Here is a 17,413-nt window from a genome sequence, read left to right on the forward strand (position 1 = left end):
GGGTGGTTCCTTACGCGGAGAAGTCCGTCTGGGGCAGGTGGATGAGGTGCAGACCGCCCGCATCGCTCGCGACGGCGACCGCCTCGGCCAGCTCGCCTGCGGATCGGACGCGGTGCCCCGTCCCGCCGAACGCCGCGGCCAGGGCGGCCCAGTCGGGCTGCGCGAGGTCGACCCCGATCGGCGCGATGCCGGCATCCGCCTCGTTCTGCTTGATCTCGGCGTAGCCGCCGTTGTCGACGACGATCACGGTGATGTCGAGCCGCTGCTCGACGACCGTCATGAACTCCTGCAGCGAGAACATCAGCGCGCCGTCGCCGACGACGGCGAACACCGGCCGGTGCGGTGTGGCGATACGTGAGCCGATGGCCGCGGGCAGGCCGTACCCGAGCGTCGCATACGTGGCCATGTAGGGCGTCGAATTCGGGGTGGCGACCCGGAGCCGGTTGAGCAGGCCCCAGTAGCCGATCTGCGACGAGTCCGTGGTCACGATCGCGTCGGCGGGGAGAGCGGCGGCGATGGCGTCGGCGATGGCGGTGTTGACGGGTGACAGGTCGGCGCATTCGGCGGCGACGGCTGCGAGGGTCTCCTCCACGCGGGCGTCGGTCGACGGCTCACCGGCTCCCAGGGCTTCGGCGAGCGCGGCGAGCGCCGCCGCTGCGTCCGCCACGATGCCGATGTCGGCGGGCTGGTTCTTGTCCAGTTGCGACTCCAGCACATCGATGCGGATGACGCGGCCACGCGCCTCCAGCCTCTCGACCCACAGCTCGGCCTCGCCGAGCTTCGAGCCGACGACCAGGAGCACATCCGCATCCCTGGCCCGGTTGCGGGCGGCGGCCAGCCGCAGGTTCGCACCGAGCGACAAGGGGTGGTGCTCGTCGAGCACGCCCTTCGCGTTCAGCGTCGTGATCACCGGTGCGCCCAGGCGTTCGGCCAGGGCGCGCAGTTCGGCGGTCGCACGGCGCGACCCGCCGCCGGCGAGGATGACGGGGTCGCTCGCCGCGGCGAGCAGGCGGGCCGCGTCCGCGATCGCGGCACTGTCGGGCGCGGGGATACCGGCGGGGCGGCGTGGTGCCACGACCTCGGGTGACAGCTCCGTCTCCTCCTCCAGGAGGTCGAGCGGCACCTCGATGTAGACCGGGCGCGGTCGCCCGGTCGCGAACAGCGCGAACGCGTCATGAACGGCCTCGACGGCCTCCTCGTCCGACTGCACGCGGCGCCCCCACTCGACGATGGCGGAGGCGGCGCCCAGCTGGTCCTTGGTCTCGTGCAGAGTGCCCACGTCCGCGAACTCGTGCCCGCGCGCGGGGCCGGGCGCCAGAAGGATCATCGGCCGCGACTCGCAGTACGCCGTCCCGGCGGCCGAGAGCGCGTTCAGCAGGCCCGGTCCGCTCGTCGTGATCACCACGCCCGGCTTGCCCGTCTGCAGCGACCATCCATCGGCCGCGTATCCGGCGCCCTGCTCGTGGCGGGTGGTCACCGGATGGACACCGAGCGCGGTGAGCGGGCGGTAGAACTCCAGGTTGTGCGTGCCCGGGATTCCGAACACGGAGTCGACCCCGTAGCCGCGCAGCGTCTCGATGACGGCCCAGCCCGTTGTGCGCCGGGCCTGCGTCTCCCTCTCCTCCGTGGTCTCAGGCGACATCGACGCGGTGCCTTTCGGTGCCGTCCACCCAGGTCGCCACGACCGGGATGTCCGCGATCGTGTCCGCGTCGGCCGTCAGCGGATTCGCGCCCAGCACGACGAAGTCGGCCCGCTTGCCCGGTTCGAGCGACCCGAACTCGTTCTCGCGGCCGAGGGAGATCGCCCCCTCCAGGGTGTGCGCCCGCAGCGCAGCCTCCGCGCTGATGCACAGAGAGTCCGGGCCGAGCTTGTGGCCGCGACGCGTGACCCGGGTCACGGCGGCCTGAATCGCCTCCAGGGGCCGCGGCTCCGCCACGGGAGCGTCGGACGAGATCGTCACCGGCACTCCCGCGTCGACGAATTCGCCCAGCGGATTGAAGCGTTCGCCAGGTGTCCCGATGGCCTGCTCGACGCCCTCGCCCCAGTTGTAATAGTGCTGGGTCTGGTTCACCGGCCGGATGCCGAGACGCGCCATCCGCTCGATCTCGGCGGGGGCCGGCAGCCCGCAGTGCTCGATCCTGTGACGCGCATCCGGATCGGGATGCTCGCTCAGCACCTGCTCGACGGCGTCGACGACCATCGCGATGGCGGTCGGCGACTGCGCGTGCGTCGCCGTCTGCAGCCCGGCGGCATGCGCCTTCGCCACCAGTCCCGCGTACTCTGCGGGCTCGTGGTACAGCTGTCCGCGGCGGCACGGGTCGCCCACGTACCCTTCCGGGAAGTACGCCGTCCAGCCGCCGAGCGTGCCGTCGGCGTACAGCTTGATGCCCGCGACCGAGAGGAAGGCGTTGCCGAACGGCCCGGTGAGGCCGATGTCGATCGCCTGGTCGAGCAGATGCGACAGGAGGTACATCGAGACCCGCATCGAGAGCGCGCCGCGGTCCGCCATCGCGAGGTAGGCGGCGAGCTCGCGCTTCGAGACCTGCGCGTCGCCGAGCGCGGTGACGCCGGAGGAGAGGAACTCGCGCTGCGCGATATCGAGCTGGCGCTGGTGCTCGGCCGGCTCATCCCCGAGGTGGAAGTTCGGGCCGTGGTGGCCGATCTTGACGCCGTGCAGACCGGTGAGCACGTTGCAGGCCGCATCGGAGAGCTCGCCCGTGAGCTCGCCGTCCGCGTCGCGGAAGAACTCTCCGCCCTCCGGGTTCGGAGTATCGCGGGTGATGCCGTACTTGTCGAGCGTGAACGTGTTGACGACTCCGCCGTGACCCGAGGCGTTCATGACGTACACCTCGCGGTCGGTGGCGATCGCGTCCAACTCCTCCTTGGTGGGATGCCGACGCTCCGCGAGGTTGCGCTGCTCGTAGCCGTAGCCGCGCAGCGGGACGCCGGGCGGGAGCCGGTGGGCGCCCTCGCGCATCCGCTCCACGATCTCCGGGATCGAGCCCGCCTTCTCGGGGCTCACATCCACCCAGGTGAGCAGCTGCCCGTACATGAGGGGATGCGCGTGCGCGTCGACGAAACCCGGCACGATCGTCGCACCCGGGAAGTCGGCGCGACGTGGTTCGAGGCCCAGCCTTCGCGCCTCCGCCTCGACCTCCTCCCGCGAGCCGACGGCCACGACCCGCCCACCGGCGGTGAGCATGGCCTCCGCGCGCGGGGCGCTGTCGTCGACGGTCAGGATGAGGTCGGCGGTCACGAGCGTCGGGGCCGAGTCGCGGTCATCGAAAGTGGCCAGGTGTCGCACGGTCAGATCCTCGTGGTCTTGATAGCGGTCGTGTCCAGGCGCGGGTTGAACGACCCGGTCACCGGGGCGGAGTCGGAGTGCTGCGGGGCGAACCACGTACCGATCACGGCGATGAGCGCGAGCGCCCCGAAGAACCAGATCGCCGACCAGAAGGTGCCGGTGGCGACGATCAGCCCGGTCGCGATCGCGGGAGACAGGCCGCCCCAGACGGCGGCGCCGATCCCGTACGACAGCGACATCGACGTGTAGCGGGCCTGCGGCCGGAACATCTGCGTCATCACCGTGGACAGCGGGGCCCACGCTCCGCTGAGGGTGATGCGGATGACGCTGACGAACACGTAGATCAGGGCGACCTGATGGTTCTGGATCACCAGCACGAGCGGGATCACGGCGACGAAGGAGAGCACCGAACCGAGGATGATCACGCGCTTGCCTCCCCACTTGTCGCCCAGCATCGCCAGCGGCAGGGTGACCAGCGCCTCGATGAACGACGCGACCGTCATGGCACCGAGGATGATGCTGGCCTGCAGCCCCACCTCCGGACTGGTGGCGAAGTTCTGCACGAACGTGGTGGCGATCACGTAGCCGCCCGACGACATCGCGATGATGCAGAAGCCCAGCAGCATCGGCAGCCAGTTGTTCCGCAGGGCGAACAGGATGGGGGTCGACTGGGTGTGGCCCTCGATCTTCTCCTCGAAGACCGGGGTCTCCTCCACCCGGTACCGCACCCAGATGCCGACGCCGATCAGCACGATGCTGAACAGGAACGGGACGCGCCAGCCCCAGGTCAGCAGGACGTCGTCGCCCGCCGCTGCGAGGATCCAGAAGGCTCCGGAGGCCAGGAGCGCTCCGAGCGGGTTGCCGAGCTGGGTGAACCCGCCATAGAAGGTCTTGTACTTCGGCGGCGCGCTCTCCACCGACATCAGGCTCGCGCCTCCCCACTCGCCGCCGACCGCGAGGCCCTGGGCGATACGGAGGAGGATCAGCAGGATGGGCGCGGCGATCCCGATGGCGGCGTAGCCGGGCAGGCAGCCGACCAGGACGGTGGCGACGCCCATGATGAACAGCGTCAGGGTCAGCGCGCGCTTGCGGCCGAGCTTGTCGCCGATGTGCCCGAAGATGATGCCGCCCAGCGGACGCATGAAGTAGGCGACGGCGTACGTGCCGAACGACGCGAGCGTTCCGAGCGCGTGGTTGACCTCGGGGAAGAACACCTGGGGGAAGACGATGGCCGCGGCCGTCGCGTAGACGTAGAAGTCGTACCATTCGATGGTCGTCCCGACCACGGAGGCGAGACCGGCTTTCAGCGCCCGCCGGTGTCCGACGGGGCGTGCTTCGGTGACAGACACACACAGCTCCTTTGCTCGTATTGTCATCAAGTTCGTCGTGAAGTCTCACGCCGTCCGGCCGCGGGCGCAAGCGCAGTTCCGCGTGACGGAACGCCTCTCGCCGTCGATCTGCCGACTTTGGTCGTCATTTGCAGCGCGGATCGTCACATCCATTGTCCTTGCGTCGATGATTCGACGCGCACGGGGAGCGATTCCGGGTATTCTGCCCGATGTGCCGATCCGCCACGACCGAAGCACCCCCGATCGCGACAGCGACGCGCTCGACAGCAGCCTGGTGCGCGCGCTGCAGGCGGACGGCCGCGCCAGCATCCACGAACTCGCCCGAACCCTCGGCGTCTCACGCGATCTCGTCTCCCGGCGTCTCAGCACGCTGATCGGCCGCGACGGTCTGCGCGTCGTCGCGGCGCTCGACCCCGGCTTCGCCGGCCTCAACGTGCTCATCCACGGGCTCGTCGACGTGGACGGGCCGGCCCGACCGGTCGCCGAGCGGATCGCCGAGCTGCCGGACACGGTGTTCGTCTCCCTGGTCGCCGGCGCGTCCTCGCTGGTGTTCGAGTCGCGCCATGGGGATGCGGACGAGCTGAGCGCCACGCTGGCCGCCATCCGGGCGATCCCCGGCGTCCGCCGGGTGCGCGTCACGACGTACGACGCATTGCTGAAGGAGTTCATCACGGCCGCGTCGGTCAGCGATGTGCGTCTCGATCGGCTCGACCACGACCTCATCGCGATCCTGCAGGACGACGGTCGCGCCAGCTATCGGGCTCTCGCCGACGCGGTCCGGCTCTCCCCGTCGTCAGCGCGCGCTCGTGTGCGTCGGCTGCTCGACGCGGGCGTCATCCGCATCGCCGCGATCGACGCCGGTGGCCTCTCCCGCAACCGGGTCGCCGTCGGCGTCGGGATCGCCCTGCGCGGCGACCCCGGGCCGGTGCACCGGTACCTCGTCGCGACCTCCGCCGTCGACCTGGCGGCGGCCGCGCACGGTGCTTACGACGTCATCGCGACGATCGTCGGAACGGCGACCGCGGGCGTGCTGGCCGTCATCGAGGAGTTGCGCGCGCTTCCCAGTGTCGGGTCGTTGGAGACCTGGGCGCACCTCGACATCATCAAAGAGGACTACACCCGTACGCTCGGCCGCATCGTGCGGCCGTAGCGAGCCTCGGTCAGTCCAGGTCTTCCGCCGTGTCGAGGATCTTCGTGATGCGGACCGCGTAGTCCTGGTCGACGACCACGATCTCGCCGTGCGCGATCAGACGGCCGTTGAGCAGCACGTCGGCGGGCGACCCGGCGGAGCGGTCGAGCTCGATGACCGCGCCCGGCTCCATCGCGAGCACGTCGCGCACGGCCATGCGGGTGCGGCCGATCTCGACGGTCAGCGCCATCTCGACGTTGCTGATGCGCGCGAGCTTGCCGCCCAGCGCGCTGTTGCCCGTACGCTCGGCGACCGACGCGCGCCCGCGGACCGCGAACCAGCCGGCGATCCCGGACGGGCCGGAGAGGGCGAAGACCGAGGTGGCCGGGTCGGCGAACAGTTCCGAGGCGTCGTCCGGGCGGGCGTCATCCAGGACGCCCGCGCCGAGCGTGTCGCTGGCGGCCTCGAGGGCCGGCTGCAGCACATCCTGGAGCGCCACCACCGGCGCGCCGTCCGCACCCTCGTCGACCAGCTGCGGCGCCTCGAGCAGCACGACGGCGAGATCGGCGGAGACGGCGCCGACGAAGGTCGCGACAACGGCACGCGCGGCGTCCTGCACCTCCGACCCCTGCGACAGCAGCGGGGTCAGCGGCGCGCCGGTCGGCAGCACGCGGGCGAGCGCCTCGGCGGCGGCCTGCGCCTGCCCGAGCGAGAGGCCGGAGGCGTGTGCGGTGCTGGTCATGCTCATCGGAATCAGTCCTCTGTGTTGACGATCACGCAGGCGAGACGCGAGCCGCTGGAGCCGAGAGCGGCCGAAGCGACGGTCTGCCCGCCGACCGTGAGATCGAAGGGTCGGTGCTGTGGATGCGGGAGCGGCAGCAGGTCGCCGACCGCCAGCCCCAGCACAACGCTGGGACGCACGGCCGCCGGGGCCAGCCGCAGGGCCACATCCACGGGGACGCGCGCCAGCTGGGCGTCGACCAGCTCACGCGCGTTCTCGGTGCTGTGGGTCGGGTTCGTCTCGCCCAGCTGCGGGAGCAGGGCGACGGCGGGCAGGGCGACGGTCGCACGGGCGACGTTCTCGCCGACACGCAGCTCGAAACCCGCCACGATCATCAGCTCGGAGGTCGCGGCGGCCTGAGCGAACTGCGAGTTGTACTGGATGGCGTCCACGGTGATCGGCGCGAGCAGGATGGAGCCGAGCGAATAGCGCAGATCCTCCAGTGCGTCATCCATCAGCCGGCGCACCAGCGCGTGCTCGATCTGGGTGAAGGTGCGCTCGTGATCGACCGGGGTGCCCTGACCGCCGAGCATCGCGTTCACCCACGACAGGGCGGCCGTGGTCGGGAACTGGATGACCGCCTTCGGGGCGATGTGCTCCAGCTCGCACAGCACCATGGCCGTGGTCGCCGGAAGCGACGCCGCGTACTCGTCGTACGTCTGCAGCTGAACGAAGTCGCACTCTACCTGGCTGAGCACACGCACCTTCGCGGTCAACTGCGTGCCCCACTGCCGGGCGAACGTCTCGAACGCCAGCTCCAGCACGCGCGAGTGCTCGCGCGCGAGCGTCGTCGGCCGCCGGAAGTCGTAGACCGGCGCCTCGGGGGCGTCCGGCGACGGGGCCTGCAGAGTCGTCACGGGAGGGACTATCGGCAGGTGGGCGGCTCTTGTTAGGGAACGAGGTGGACGGACGGGTTCGAGGCGGACACCTGGTTGGCGGTCGCCCCGACGCGGGTCAGTCCCACTTAGTGCACTCGCCGGAGGCGGAGATGCCCAGGATCTCGGTGTTCGCGGAGAAGCTGATGGAAGCGCTATGCGGCAGGTCGACGATGATCGACCGGTGTCCCCCGCTGTCCTGCGCGGCAGGCCCGATCTGACGGACCCGGTATCCGAGACCCTCCCAATAGGAGCGCACCTTCGCGCTCAAGGCATCAGGATCGAATTCGGACGACGGACCGGCCAATTGCCGCACATTGACGTCGTATTGACCCGTGGTGGCTCGGTGGTCGCACGATAGCCAGGACCAGCCTTCCCTGTCTTCAAGGCTGAAAACAGTGGGAGGCACCCCGGCATCGAGCCATTCGCCGCCGACGAGTTGGGCGACTTCATCGACATAGTTGAGCGCTTCGTCGAGGAGTTGAGTCTTGGATTTGGTCGAAAGCCCGTCATGTGGGGTGTTGACGCCGGGCTGCGGCATGGGCCCTCCTTGATAGACGCATCCTGTGAGTGCGGAGACGATGACGAGGCCTAATGCAGTTCGAATGCTGCGGATGCGCCTCAAGGGATGCCTGCCTTCGAACCACCCTCCATACCGGCCGAAGCACCGTCGTCGACCGGCCGTAGGCGGGTCAGTCCCACTTACCGCACTCGCTGGAGGCAGAGATGCCCAGGATCTCGGTGTTCGCGGAGAAGCTGACGGAAGCGCTATGGGGCAGGTCGACGATGATCGACCGGTGACCCCCGCTGTCCTGCGCGGCAGGCCCGATCTGACGGACCCGGTACCCGAGACCTAGCCAATAGGTGCGCACCTTCTCGCTCAGGGCATCAGGATCGAACTCGGACGGGCCGGCTAGTTGCCGCACATTGACGTCGTATTGGTGGGTGGTGGCCCGGTCGTCGCACGGGGCGCGATGCCATGCGTCGCGTTGTTCGGCGTTCGCGGGATCGAATGCGACGGGCGGGGTCCCCACATCCAGCCAGTCACCACCGACAAGCTGCGCGACATCGTTTACGTGTTGCAGCGCTTCATCCAGGAGCTGGGCCTTGGGCTTGGTCGAAAGTCCGTCGTACGGGGTGTTGATACCGGGCTGAGGCATGGGTCCTCCTTGATAGACGCATCCTGTGAGTGCGAAGACGATGACGAGGCCGAATGCAGTTCGAATGCTGCGGATGCGCCTCATTTTCCGCCTCCACCTCGGTCGTGCGGGACGACCGAGGGTTGGTTGCGCGGGATGCTCCGGGTGCCGCCATTGATTCTTCCATCCGCACCAACGGCTGCTGCTGCGGTGTTGCGGAGCGACTCGGTGTCCTTGTTGAGGTAGCCATGGCCCGAGCTGGCGTGCAGGTTGAAGGCGCCGCGATCATTGCCGTATCCGAAGATGTCGTGCCCGTCGGTGGGTTCAAGGCGCTGGGCCGCGTCGCCTTCGGAGGAGAACACCTGGGCACCGTAGCGGTCGTCCCGGGGATCGACCCGCCCCGAGTAGGCGCGGCCGGTGCCCGCGATGGCGTCTTGCGAGGATTCGCTGGCGTAGACGTGCTGCATGCCGCCGTCCACCTTCAGGTCCCTCGCGGCGGAGTAGCCACCTTCGACACCGGCCGAGGCGAGGAAGACGACCGACTGCACGTTGTGGCTCAGACCACTGATCGCGTTACTGGCCACGGTCGTACCGTACGAGTGGCCCACGACCGCGGTGAACGGACGGGGGTTGCCGCCGAGGATGCTGTCAGCGGCCCATTGCCCATCCAGCTCCGCCGACAAGCGACGGCCACCGGACTCGGCCTTGTCACCGTGGAGCACCGAATCCATACCCGGTGCGTCGTACCCGATCCAGGCGACCACCATATGTGGCAGGCCATCCAAGATGCCGTGCTCGTTGTAGAGATTGATGCCGGCGTTAGCCCAGCTCTCGAGGCGTCCATCCACGCCGAGTCCGCTGTCCATGCCGGGGACCATCCAGGTCACCTTTCCCGAGGTCTCCGCGCTCGCCTCCCCGATGGCCACGGCTGCCAGAGGGGGCTCGTGACGGAGGTTGTAAGAGAGCAACCCGCGGGCCGGCTTCTGGGCCTTCGCCAGCGCCTCGTAGCCGGCCGCGGTACCACCCGGCAGCTTCTCCACCCCGAGCGCCGCGAGGATGTCCCTCAGCGTCCTGCCCCGCGCCGAATCCGGGCTGATCGTCGGGTCCTTCAGGTCGCGCGCGAGTTGGATCGCATTCGCGTGGATACGGGTGTCGGCGTCGAGCCCGGGCAGGTTGCCGATGACCTCCGGGGCGGACTGACACCATCGTTCGCGGACCTCGGACGGCAGCTTCTTCCACCAGGCCGCCACCTTCTCCGGTGCGGGCGGGTTGTCCCAGAACTCCTGTGCCAGCTTCGGGTCGGCGGCGAGAAAAGCCGCCAGCGTCTCCGGCTTGAGCAGGGTCAGCATGTCCAACAACGCGGAGTCCGCGTCGGTGGACGGCGGGAGCAGGGCGAACTCGCTGACCGTTGTGACGAAATCATCCAGCTGGGAGGGCGCGAGTGCGGGCATCGCGCCGTAGAGCGTCGCCTGCAGAGCACGGACGAGGACCTGTTCCTCGGTCTCGTACTGTTCCTTCGCGGTGTGCGCCTGCCGCTTCGCCTGCTCCAGCCGCTCCTGCGCGTCCTGAAGCCCCGACCGCGCGCTCCGCAGCTCATCCTCGGCGGCCTCCGCCCGGCGCCGGACTGCCGCAACCTCCGTCGTCGTCGGCGCGGTGGTGCCGGCAGGCGGCGGAGTGGTCGCGTACTGTCGCTGGGTCTTCTGGAGGTGGGCCAGGGCCGCAAGCAGGCCGGCGTGTTCGGTGTTCAGCAGCCCGAGGGTGGCTTCGGCCCTCTCGATCTCCTCCAGAGCCTGCTCAGCTGCGGTGAGGGCTGCATCGGCGGCGTTCTGCTGGCCCCACAGCGCCAGGACCCACTTCAGCGCCGCCTCGCGCGCCTCCATGAAGCGCTTCGACGTGTCCCTGCACGCCCGGCTCACCGTGCGCAGGCGCTCACCGAACGCGTCGGCCGCGTACCCGGACCAGTGCGGCTCACCGACCCGCTTCAGAACGTCGTCGAGCCGATCGGCCCGCCACCACATCCATTCGGCGGTGGTCTCGAACTCCTTGGCTTGCTGGTCCACCGTCTCCGTATCACCCGGCGTCGGGTCGTCGTCCAGGCCGACGGGAGACCAATCCGTCGAGCTAGAACGCACGGGGAGCACCCAACGTGAATGCCTGAGCGCTCTCCGCATCACGTCGCTCATACACGTCGGCGGCGGACACGAGCGCCTCCCGCAACGAGACGACGCTCTCGGACACGGCGCGCAGAGCGGGACTCCAGTACCCGTCGAATTCGTCGAACGCACCGATCGCACTGGCGGCGCCGAGACTGCCCGGCGCCGACGGCGAACTCGACCGCTCGGCGTTCACCTCGCTCAAGCTCTGGGCGTTCAGTCGGAGCTGCCCGGTGTCGACGTGGACCCTCTTCACCGTGCCGCCTCTCTCGTGTACTCGGAGCGAGGCGAGACTAGCATACGTACACACATATCGGTGCGATGTGCTGCACATTAACGGCATCCCGCATGCACCGAGCGTCCCCCTAACGACCGACCGGCGCAGGCCGATAGTGCACTCGTGACGGCTCACCCGGAGCCGAGACCAGGATTCGCGCCCATGATCGTCGTCACCCGACTGAACGACAGCCAGTTTGCGGTCAACCCCGACCTCATCGAGCGCATCCACGCCAGTCCGGACACCACTCTCGTCATGGTCGACGGGGCGAAGTTCATCGTCACCGAGTCCCTGCCCGAAGTGATCGAGAAGATCGCCGCGTACCGGGCGCATGTGATCGCGCTCGCCCACGATCTGCCCGCCGCCGGCCCTCGACCCGTGCCGGCGCCGCCGCTCGGGCTCGTGCCCCTGACCGGCCTGGAAGACGACGAGACGGGGAGGGCTCACCCCGAAGCCCGCGCCGTCCCCCTGCGAGCAAGGAAGAAGTAATGGATCCGGCAACGATCATCGGCATCGTCCTCGCGTTCGGCGCCGTCGTCGCGATGGTGACGATGGAGGGCGCGCACCTGAGTGCGCTGCTGCTGCCCGCCCCCATGGTGCTGGTCTTCGGGGCCACCATCGCGGTCGGGATCGCCAGCGGCACGATCAAGGACTTCCTCACCGCGGTCAAGGCGCTCCCGCGCGCGCTCCGCGGAAAGGTCGAGCCGCCGCAGCACGTGATCGACCAGGTCGTGGGCCTGGCGGAGAAGGCCCGCGCCAACGGCCTGCTCGCCATGGAGCAGGAGGCCGACAACGTCGACGACCCGTTCCTCAAGCGCGCTCTGCAGAACATCGCGGACGGCACCGACGGCGACGAGCTGCGCGTTCTGCTGGAGGACGAGATCGCGACCCGGTCGAAGAAGGACCGGGTCGCCGCGAAGTTCTTCAGCGCGATGGGCGGGTACGCGCCCACGATCGGCATCATCGGAACCGTCGTCTCCCTCACCCACGTGCTCGAGAACCTTGCCGAGCCGGGCGAGCTCGGTCCGATGATCGCCAGCGCGTTCGTCGCGACCCTCTGGGGTCTGCTGTCGGCCAACTTCCTCTGGCTCCCGCTGGGCGCGCGCCTGCGCCGGCTGTCCGAGCTGGATGTGGAGCGCATGACCCTGCTCATGGAGGGCGTGCTCGCGGTGCAGTCCGGCTCGCAGCCGCGCCTCCTCGGCGAGCGCCTGCGCGCGATGGTCCCCGACGGCGACGCCGAGAAGGGCACCGCGAAGGCCGCCAAGCCCGCACGCGGTTCGAAGGATCCCGTCGAGGAAGCGGCCTGACATGTCGGCCCGCCGTCGGAAGAGGCACGAGGAGCCGGAGGAGCACGAGAACGAGGAGCGCTGGATGGCCTCCTACATGGACATGGTCACAGTGCTCATGTGCATGTTCATCGTGCTCTTCGCCATGTCGACGGTGGATGCGAAGAAGTTCGAGCAGCTGAAGGACTCGCTGGCGACCGGCTTCGGGCAGGTGAAGACGCAGAAGGTCGACACCGCATCCGGAGTCGTGGTGCCGCCCAAGCACGTCGACGAGTCCGGCAAGTCGACCGACTTCGCCCTCGCTCAGCAGGAGGCGCAGAACCTTCAGCACCTGAAGGACCTCATCCAGGCCGCCCTCACCCGCGATGGACTGCAGGATGCGGTGGAGCTCAAGATCGACGAACGCGGCCTCACGATCGGGCTGGTCGGCAACTCGACGTTCTTCGACTCGAACCGCGCGGAGCTCAGCGCGCGCGCGGTGGCCGTCCTCAACGACATCGGGCCCGTGCTCGCTCCGGAAGCGTACGAGGTCTCGGTGGAGGGGCACGCCGACCTGCGGCAGCCGGGGGCTCCGTATCCGACCAACTGGGAGCTCTCCGCCGGCCGGGCGACCAGCGTGCTGCGGCACCTGGTCGAGGTGAACGGCTTCCCGCAGGAGCGCATCGCCGCGGTCAGCTTCGGCTCGGCGCGTCCGGTCGCCGGGCACACCGGCACGACCGACTCCGACCTGGCGCAGAACCGCCGGGTGGATGTGGTGGTGCTGTCGTCGCAGCCGGACGCCATCCGCAAGCTCATCCCCCAGGCGCTGCAGTCCCCCGCACCCACCACGGCCCCCGCCGCCTCCCGCTGACGCCTCGCCCCCATCCGCCCACCGTCGAGTACGCACAAACTGCACAGAAACCACGGCTCAGGCGTGCAATTTTTGTGGACTCGACGGGGTTGGGACGGGTATGGATCTTCAGCTTGAGAATCGCGTCGTCCTCGTCGTCGGCGGCACCGGCTTCATCGGCTCGGCGGTCGCCGACCGCCTCCGCGCCGAGGGCGCGACCGTGGTCGTCGCCTCCCGCAGCGCCACCGAAGGAGTCACGCTCGACGCCTCGGACGAGGAGTCCGTGCGCCGCGGCATCGACACCGTGCTGGAGCGCCACGGACGCATCGACGGCCTGGTCGTGACGGCGGCGCCGCCGGCGCAGACCCTCGACCCCGCCCGCAGCTCCGACCCCGAGCAGATCCTCAGCGCGATCGACGGCAAGGCGCTGTCGTTCCTCCGGGTCGCGCGCGCGGTGATCCCCGCGATGCGGGAAGCCGGCTTCGGCCGGATCGTCGCGATCAGCGGCCAGAACGCCTACATCAGCGGCAACATCACGGCCGTGGTGCGCAACGCATCCACCATCCTGATCGCGAAGAACCTCGCCGACGAGCTCGCGGGGACCGGCGTCGCCGTCAACGTCATCAACCCGGGCCTCGTCACCGAGACCCCCGACGCCCAGGTCGCACCGGGGCGAGGCGGGGAATCGTCTCCGGACCAGATCGCCGACCTGGTCGCCTTCCTCACCTCGCCCCTCTCGGCGGTCGACGGCGAGTCCATCGCCATCGGCCACCGGATGCTGGGCACGACCCTGCTCTAGCCGAGCGAGACGCCCGTCCACGAGACGGGCGGGAGCTCGAGCGTGAGCACGCCGTCGTCGAGGGATGCGGTGGGCGTCGGGCGCAGGCCCACGCGGTTCTGGTCGTGCAGCGTGTTCTTCGCGTACACGTCCTCATCCCACAGGGAAACGGCTTCGCGCACCGAGGAGACACCGAGGTCGCGCACGTCCACCCGGACGGTCTGCGTCTCGGTGAGGCTGCGGTTCACGACGAAGAGCGCGGCCGAGCCGTCGGCCTCGTCGAAGGTGGCCACCGCATCCACCAGGTCCGCTTCGCCGTAGACGGCGGTCTCGTACGAGCCGGTCTCGATGCGCGGGCGCAGGACCTCGCCGCGGGCCAGCCGGCTGGTCACCGAGAACGGGAAGAACGTGGTCTGGCGCCAGGCGTCGCCGCCCGGCTCGGTCATGATCGGAGCGATCACGTTCACCAGCTGGGCGAGAGACGCGCTGGTCACGCGGTCGTGGTTCTTGAGCAGGGTGATGAGGAGGTTGCCGAGCACGACGGCGTCGGCGGCCGAGTAGACGTCCTCCAGCTGCCGCGGGGCGTACCGCCACTCGTCGTTGACCTCCTCCGACTCCTTGTGCTCGTCGAGGTACCAGATGTTCCACTCGTCGAACGAGATCTGGATCTTCTTCTTGCTCTTGAGCCGGTTGCCGACGTGATCGGCCGTCGAGACGACCGTGTCGATGAAGTACTGCATGTCCACGGAGGAGGCGAGGAACGAGCCGAGGTCGCCGCCGCGCTCCTGGTAGTACGCGTGCGCCGACACGTAGTCGACGTGCTCGTAGGAGTGCTCGAGAACGATGCGCTCCCACTCGCCGAAGGTCGGCATCCCCGAGCCGGAGGAGCCGCAGACCACGAGCTCGAGGTCCTTGTCGGCCATCTTCATCGCCGCGGCGGTGCGGGCGGCGAGCTTGCCGTAGTCGTCGGCGGTCATGTAGCCGGTCTGCCACGGGCCGTCCATCTCGTTGCCGAGGCACCACATCCGGATGTCGTGCGGCTCCGGCGTTCCGTTCGCGATCCGCTGGTCGCTGAGCGCCGTGCCGGACGGGTGGTTGGCGTACTCGAGCAGGTCGAGGGCCGCCTGGATGCCGCGGGTGCCGAGGTTGACCGCGAGCATCAGCTCCGAGTCGGTGAGCTTCAGCCAGCGCGAGAACTCGTCCAGGCCGACCTGGTTGGACTCCAGCGAGTGCCAGGCGAGGTCGCGGCGCACCGGGCGCTTGACGCGCGGGCCGACCGAGTCCTCCCAGCGGAACCCGGAGACGAAGTTGCCGCCCGGGTAGCGGATCGTCGTCGAGCCGAGCTCGCGGACGAGCTCCACGACGTCGAGCCGGAAGCCGTCCTCGTTCGCGGTCGGGTGCCCCGGCTCGTAGATGCCGTCGTACACGCAGCGTCCCAGGTGCTCGACGAACGAGCCGAAGATGCGGCGGTTGACGGTCGCGACGCGCGCGGTGCGGTCGAGGGCGATGCGGGTCTCAGACAAATGGATCTCCTGTTTTCGAATTTCTGTAGCTGTGCCGTGAGGCTTTACTTGACGCTGCCGATCGAGAGCCCGCCCTGCCAGTATCGCTGCAGGGTCAGGAACGAGACGATCAGCGGCACGATCGAGATGAGCGCGCCCGTGATCACGAGGTTCCAGAGCGACTGGCCGCCGGTGTTGACCTGGGCCTGCGACTGCAGGGCTCCGAGGCCGACGGTCACCGGGAACAGCTGCGGGTTCGAGAACATCACGAGCGGCAGGAAGAAGTTGTTCCAGGTGCCGACCACCGACAGCAGCAGCACGGTCACGACCGCCGGCCGCATGAGCGGGAGGGCCACCCGGGCGAAGATCCGGATCTCGCCCGCGCCGTCGACGCGGGCCGCATCCACCATCTCCGAGGGGATCGCCTCGTCGGTGTAGACCTTCATCAGGTACACCGCGAACGGGTTGAGCATCGAAGGCAGGATGACGGCCCAGATCGTGTTGGTCAGGTGCGCGCCGCTCATCAGCACGAACAGCGGGATGACGAGCACGGTCGCCGGGACCATGACCGACCCGAGCACGATGGCGAAGAACGCCCTCCGCCCGCGGAAGCCGTACATCGAGAACCCGTACCCGGCGAGGACCGAGAGGACGGTCGCCCCGATGCCGCCGGCGATGGCGTACAGGAACGAGTTGCCGAGCCAGTGCGCGTACAGGCCGCCCGAGTAGCTGAACAGCGACGAGATGTTGCCGAACAGGTCGAACGATCCCCCGAACCACAGCGGGCTCGTCTTGCCGTCGAACAGGGTCTGCTGGCTCTTCGTGCTGGCGACGATCAGCCACCAGAACGGCAGGGCGAAGTAGACGATGAAGGCCGCGAGCACGATATGCGGGATGACCAGGCGGCCCGTCCGGCGACCGGCCGGGGCATCACGTCGAGCGCGGACGGGACGGCCGGTACGGATGCTGCGGGTGTCGGCGGCCGGCTCGATGCCGGCGAGTTCTGTCGTCATTTCATCAGTCCGCTTCTCTTGCGCGTGGCGAACATGAACGCGTACGACCCGATGAAGACCACGATCCCGAGCGCGAAGGCGATCGCGGAGGCGTAGTTGAACTGGTGGTACGAGAACGCCACCGTGTACGCGTAGATGTTCGGCGTGTAGTTGGAGGTGATGGAGCCGGACGCCATCCCGCGCAGCATCTGCGGCTCGTTGAAGAACTGCAGCGTCCCGATCAGCGAGAAGACGAGGACGAGCAGCAGCGAGGAGGCGACCATCGGGATCTTGATCCGCAGCGCGATCTGCCAGGCGTTGGCGCCATCCACTCGCGCCGCTTCGTAGATCGTCGGGTCGACGCCCTGGAGAGCCGCGTACAGGATGATCATGTAGTAGCCGGCCCACTGCCAGGTGACGATGTTCACCAGCGAGCCGAAGACGTTCTGGTCGGAGAAGAAGTTGGGGGCCTGCAGGCCGACGAACCCGAACAGCTGCTGCGCCGGCCCGAAGCTCGGGCTGTAGAGGAAGCCCCACATGAGGGCGCCGATGACCACCGGCACCGCGTACGGCACGAAGATCAGGAGGCGCGACACCTTCGCGAAGCGCGTCGTCAGCGCGTCGATGAGGAGCGCCGCGATGAGCGCCACCACCATCTGCGCCGGGATCATGACGACGGCGAAGAGCAGGACGCGCCAGACGCCCTCGAGGAAGAGCGGGTCGGAGAACGCCCGCATGTAGTTGGCGAAGCCCACCCAGGAGGTGCCCCCGGCGAGCGTCGTGTTCTGCAGGCTCAGCACGAAGGCGTAGACGAGCGGGATGAGCAGGAACGCGACGAGGAAGACGGCGAACGGAGCGGTGAACGCCCAGCCCCAGCGCGCACGGCGGAGGCCGACCATGTCACGGCGGCGAGGCGTCCGCGGCGTGCGCTGCCGCGGCGGTGCGACGGCGGTTTGGGTCATCGGTGAAGCCCTTCGGAGTGGAACGGATCGAGGGGATGCGCGGTGCCCGGGCCGGG

The 17,413-nt window shown here is 69.0% G+C and carries 17 protein-coding genes; 5 read left to right on the plus strand and 12 right to left on the minus strand.

The genetic code is table 11. From position 1 onward, the window contains the following. Positions 1 to 10: 10 nt before the first annotated feature. The 3 genes from J2Y42_RS04265 to J2Y42_RS04275 are packed head-to-tail and all read right to left on the minus strand — an operon-like array spanning position 11 to position 4,654. Complete coding sequence (locus J2Y42_RS04265) at positions 11 to 1,642, minus strand: thiamine pyrophosphate-dependent enzyme (RefSeq protein ID WP_309855342.1); 1,632 nt, start codon at positions 1,640 to 1,642, stop codon at positions 11 to 13. Next, positions 1,632 to 3,305, minus strand: coding sequence for an amidohydrolase (locus J2Y42_RS04270; protein ID WP_309855344.1), 1,674 nt, complete (start codon positions 3,303 to 3,305; stop codon positions 1,632 to 1,634). The genes J2Y42_RS04265 and J2Y42_RS04270 overlap by 11 nt, the downstream gene beginning before the upstream one ends. Positions 3,306 to 3,307: 2 nt before the next feature. Further along, positions 3,308 to 4,654, minus strand: a complete 1,347-nt coding sequence (locus J2Y42_RS04275; RefSeq protein WP_309855346.1) for an MFS transporter — start codon at positions 4,652 to 4,654, stop codon at positions 3,308 to 3,310. A gap of 211 nt (positions 4,655 to 4,865) precedes the next feature. Here J2Y42_RS04275 and J2Y42_RS04280 point away from each other — a divergent pair, with 211 nt between their 5' ends. Further along, positions 4,866 to 5,804, plus strand: a complete 939-nt coding sequence (locus J2Y42_RS04280) for an Lrp/AsnC family transcriptional regulator (RefSeq protein WP_309855348.1) — start codon at positions 4,866 to 4,868, stop codon at positions 5,802 to 5,804. A 10-nt stretch (positions 5,805 to 5,814) separates the two neighbouring features. Here J2Y42_RS04280 and fliN read toward each other — a convergent pair whose 3' ends face one another. The 6 genes from fliN to J2Y42_RS04310 all read right to left on the minus strand — a co-directional run bounded on the left by fliN (position 5,815) and on the right by J2Y42_RS04310 (position 10,987). Then, positions 5,815 to 6,531, minus strand: a complete 717-nt coding sequence (fliN, locus tag J2Y42_RS04285) for a flagellar motor switch protein FliN (RefSeq protein WP_396427133.1) — start codon at positions 6,529 to 6,531, stop codon at positions 5,815 to 5,817. A 5-nt stretch (positions 6,532 to 6,536) separates the two neighbouring features. After that, a complete protein-coding gene (locus J2Y42_RS04290) occupies positions 6,537 to 7,421 on the minus strand; it encodes a flagellar motor switch protein FliM (protein WP_018188950.1) in 885 nt (294 codons plus the stop codon). A 97-nt stretch (positions 7,422 to 7,518) separates the two neighbouring features. After that, on the minus strand, positions 7,519 to 7,980 hold the full coding sequence (locus J2Y42_RS04295) for a hypothetical protein (RefSeq protein ID WP_309855352.1): 462 nt from the start codon (positions 7,978 to 7,980) through the stop codon (positions 7,519 to 7,521). Positions 7,981 to 8,131: 151 nt separating this feature from the next. Further along, entirely contained in the window at positions 8,132 to 8,599 is a 468-nt protein-coding gene (locus J2Y42_RS04300; protein ID WP_309855353.1) for a hypothetical protein, read from the minus strand. Positions 8,600 to 8,679: 80 nt separating this feature from the next. Next, on the minus strand, positions 8,680 to 10,638 hold the full coding sequence (locus J2Y42_RS04305) for an alpha/beta hydrolase (RefSeq protein ID WP_309855355.1): 1,959 nt from the start codon (positions 10,636 to 10,638) through the stop codon (positions 8,680 to 8,682). 61 nt (positions 10,639 to 10,699) lie between these two features. Next, positions 10,700 to 10,987, minus strand: coding sequence for a hypothetical protein (locus J2Y42_RS04310; protein ID WP_309855356.1), 288 nt, complete (start codon positions 10,985 to 10,987; stop codon positions 10,700 to 10,702). Between the two features lie 183 nt (positions 10,988 to 11,170). Between J2Y42_RS04310 and J2Y42_RS04315 the strand changes: the two genes are divergently transcribed. The 4 genes from J2Y42_RS04315 (at position 11,171) to J2Y42_RS04330 (ending at position 13,922) form a co-directional block, all read left to right on the plus strand. Beyond that, on the plus strand, positions 11,171 to 11,497 hold the full coding sequence (locus J2Y42_RS04315; RefSeq protein WP_309855358.1) for a flagellar FlbD family protein: 327 nt from the start codon (positions 11,171 to 11,173) through the stop codon (positions 11,495 to 11,497). Further along, entirely contained in the window at positions 11,497 to 12,315 is an 819-nt protein-coding gene (locus J2Y42_RS04320) for a MotA/TolQ/ExbB proton channel family protein (RefSeq protein ID WP_309855359.1), read from the plus strand. Before J2Y42_RS04315 ends, J2Y42_RS04320 begins: the two co-directional genes overlap by 1 nt. Before the next feature lies 1 nt (position 12,316). Beyond that, positions 12,317 to 13,144 carry a flagellar motor protein MotB gene (locus J2Y42_RS04325; RefSeq protein ID WP_309855360.1) on the plus strand — a complete coding sequence of 276 codons (828 nt, stop codon included), beginning with the start codon at positions 12,317 to 12,319 and terminating at the stop codon, positions 13,142 to 13,144. Between the two features lie 100 nt (positions 13,145 to 13,244). After that, positions 13,245 to 13,922: an SDR family oxidoreductase gene (locus J2Y42_RS04330; RefSeq protein WP_309855362.1), complete on the plus strand. Its 678-nt coding sequence runs from the start codon at positions 13,245 to 13,247 to the stop codon at positions 13,920 to 13,922. Here J2Y42_RS04330 and J2Y42_RS04335 read toward each other — a convergent pair. From J2Y42_RS04335 to J2Y42_RS04345, 3 genes are read right to left on the minus strand one after another with little or no spacing between them, the layout of a single operon-like run. Next, entirely contained in the window at positions 13,919 to 15,424 is a 1,506-nt protein-coding gene (locus J2Y42_RS04335) for an alpha-N-arabinofuranosidase (RefSeq protein WP_309855364.1), read from the minus strand. The genes J2Y42_RS04330 and J2Y42_RS04335 overlap by 4 nt on opposite strands. 44 nt (positions 15,425 to 15,468) lie before the next feature. Then, a complete protein-coding gene (locus J2Y42_RS04340; protein WP_309855365.1) occupies positions 15,469 to 16,416 on the minus strand; it encodes a carbohydrate ABC transporter permease in 948 nt (315 codons plus the stop codon). Continuing rightward, positions 16,413 to 17,357 (minus strand): sugar ABC transporter permease, encoded by a 945-nt coding sequence (locus tag J2Y42_RS04345; protein ID WP_309855367.1) that lies wholly within the window; start codon positions 17,355 to 17,357, stop codon positions 16,413 to 16,415. Before J2Y42_RS04345 ends, J2Y42_RS04340 begins: the two co-directional genes overlap by 4 nt. Positions 17,358 to 17,413 lie beyond the last annotated feature (56 nt).

The organism is Leifsonia sp. 1010, from assembly GCF_031455295.1.
Taxonomy (GTDB): Bacteria; Actinomycetota; Actinomycetes; order Actinomycetales; family Microbacteriaceae; genus Leifsonia.

What these genes read in the sequence shown, in the direction of transcription:
- J2Y42_RS04265 (WP_309855342.1), bottom strand. Translation starts at nt 1,642, where the DNA reads ATGTCGCCTGAGACCACGGAGGAGAGGGAGACGCAGGCCCGGCGCACA.
- fliN (WP_396427133.1), bottom strand. Translation starts at nt 6,531, where the DNA reads ATGAGCATGACCAGCACCGCACACGCCTCCGGCCTCTCGCTCGGGCAG.
- J2Y42_RS04295 (WP_309855352.1), bottom strand. Translation starts at nt 7,980, where the DNA reads ATGCCGCAGCCCGGCGTCAACACCCCACATGACGGGCTTTCGACCAAA.
- J2Y42_RS04300 (WP_309855353.1), bottom strand. Translation starts at nt 8,599, where the DNA reads ATGCCTCAGCCCGGTATCAACACCCCGTACGACGGACTTTCGACCAAG.
- J2Y42_RS04315 (WP_309855358.1), top strand. Translation starts at nt 11,171, where the DNA reads ATGATCGTCGTCACCCGACTGAACGACAGCCAGTTTGCGGTCAACCCC.
- J2Y42_RS04320 (WP_309855359.1), top strand. Translation starts at nt 11,497, where the DNA reads ATGGATCCGGCAACGATCATCGGCATCGTCCTCGCGTTCGGCGCCGTC.
- J2Y42_RS04325 (WP_309855360.1), top strand. Translation starts at nt 12,317, where the DNA reads ATGTCGGCCCGCCGTCGGAAGAGGCACGAGGAGCCGGAGGAGCACGAG.
- J2Y42_RS04330 (WP_309855362.1), top strand. Translation starts at nt 13,245, where the DNA reads ATGGATCTTCAGCTTGAGAATCGCGTCGTCCTCGTCGTCGGCGGCACC.
- J2Y42_RS04340 (WP_309855365.1), bottom strand. Translation starts at nt 16,416, where the DNA reads ATGACGACAGAACTCGCCGGCATCGAGCCGGCCGCCGACACCCGCAGC.
- J2Y42_RS04345 (WP_309855367.1), bottom strand. Translation starts at nt 17,357, where the DNA reads ATGACCCAAACCGCCGTCGCACCGCCGCGGCAGCGCACGCCGCGGACG.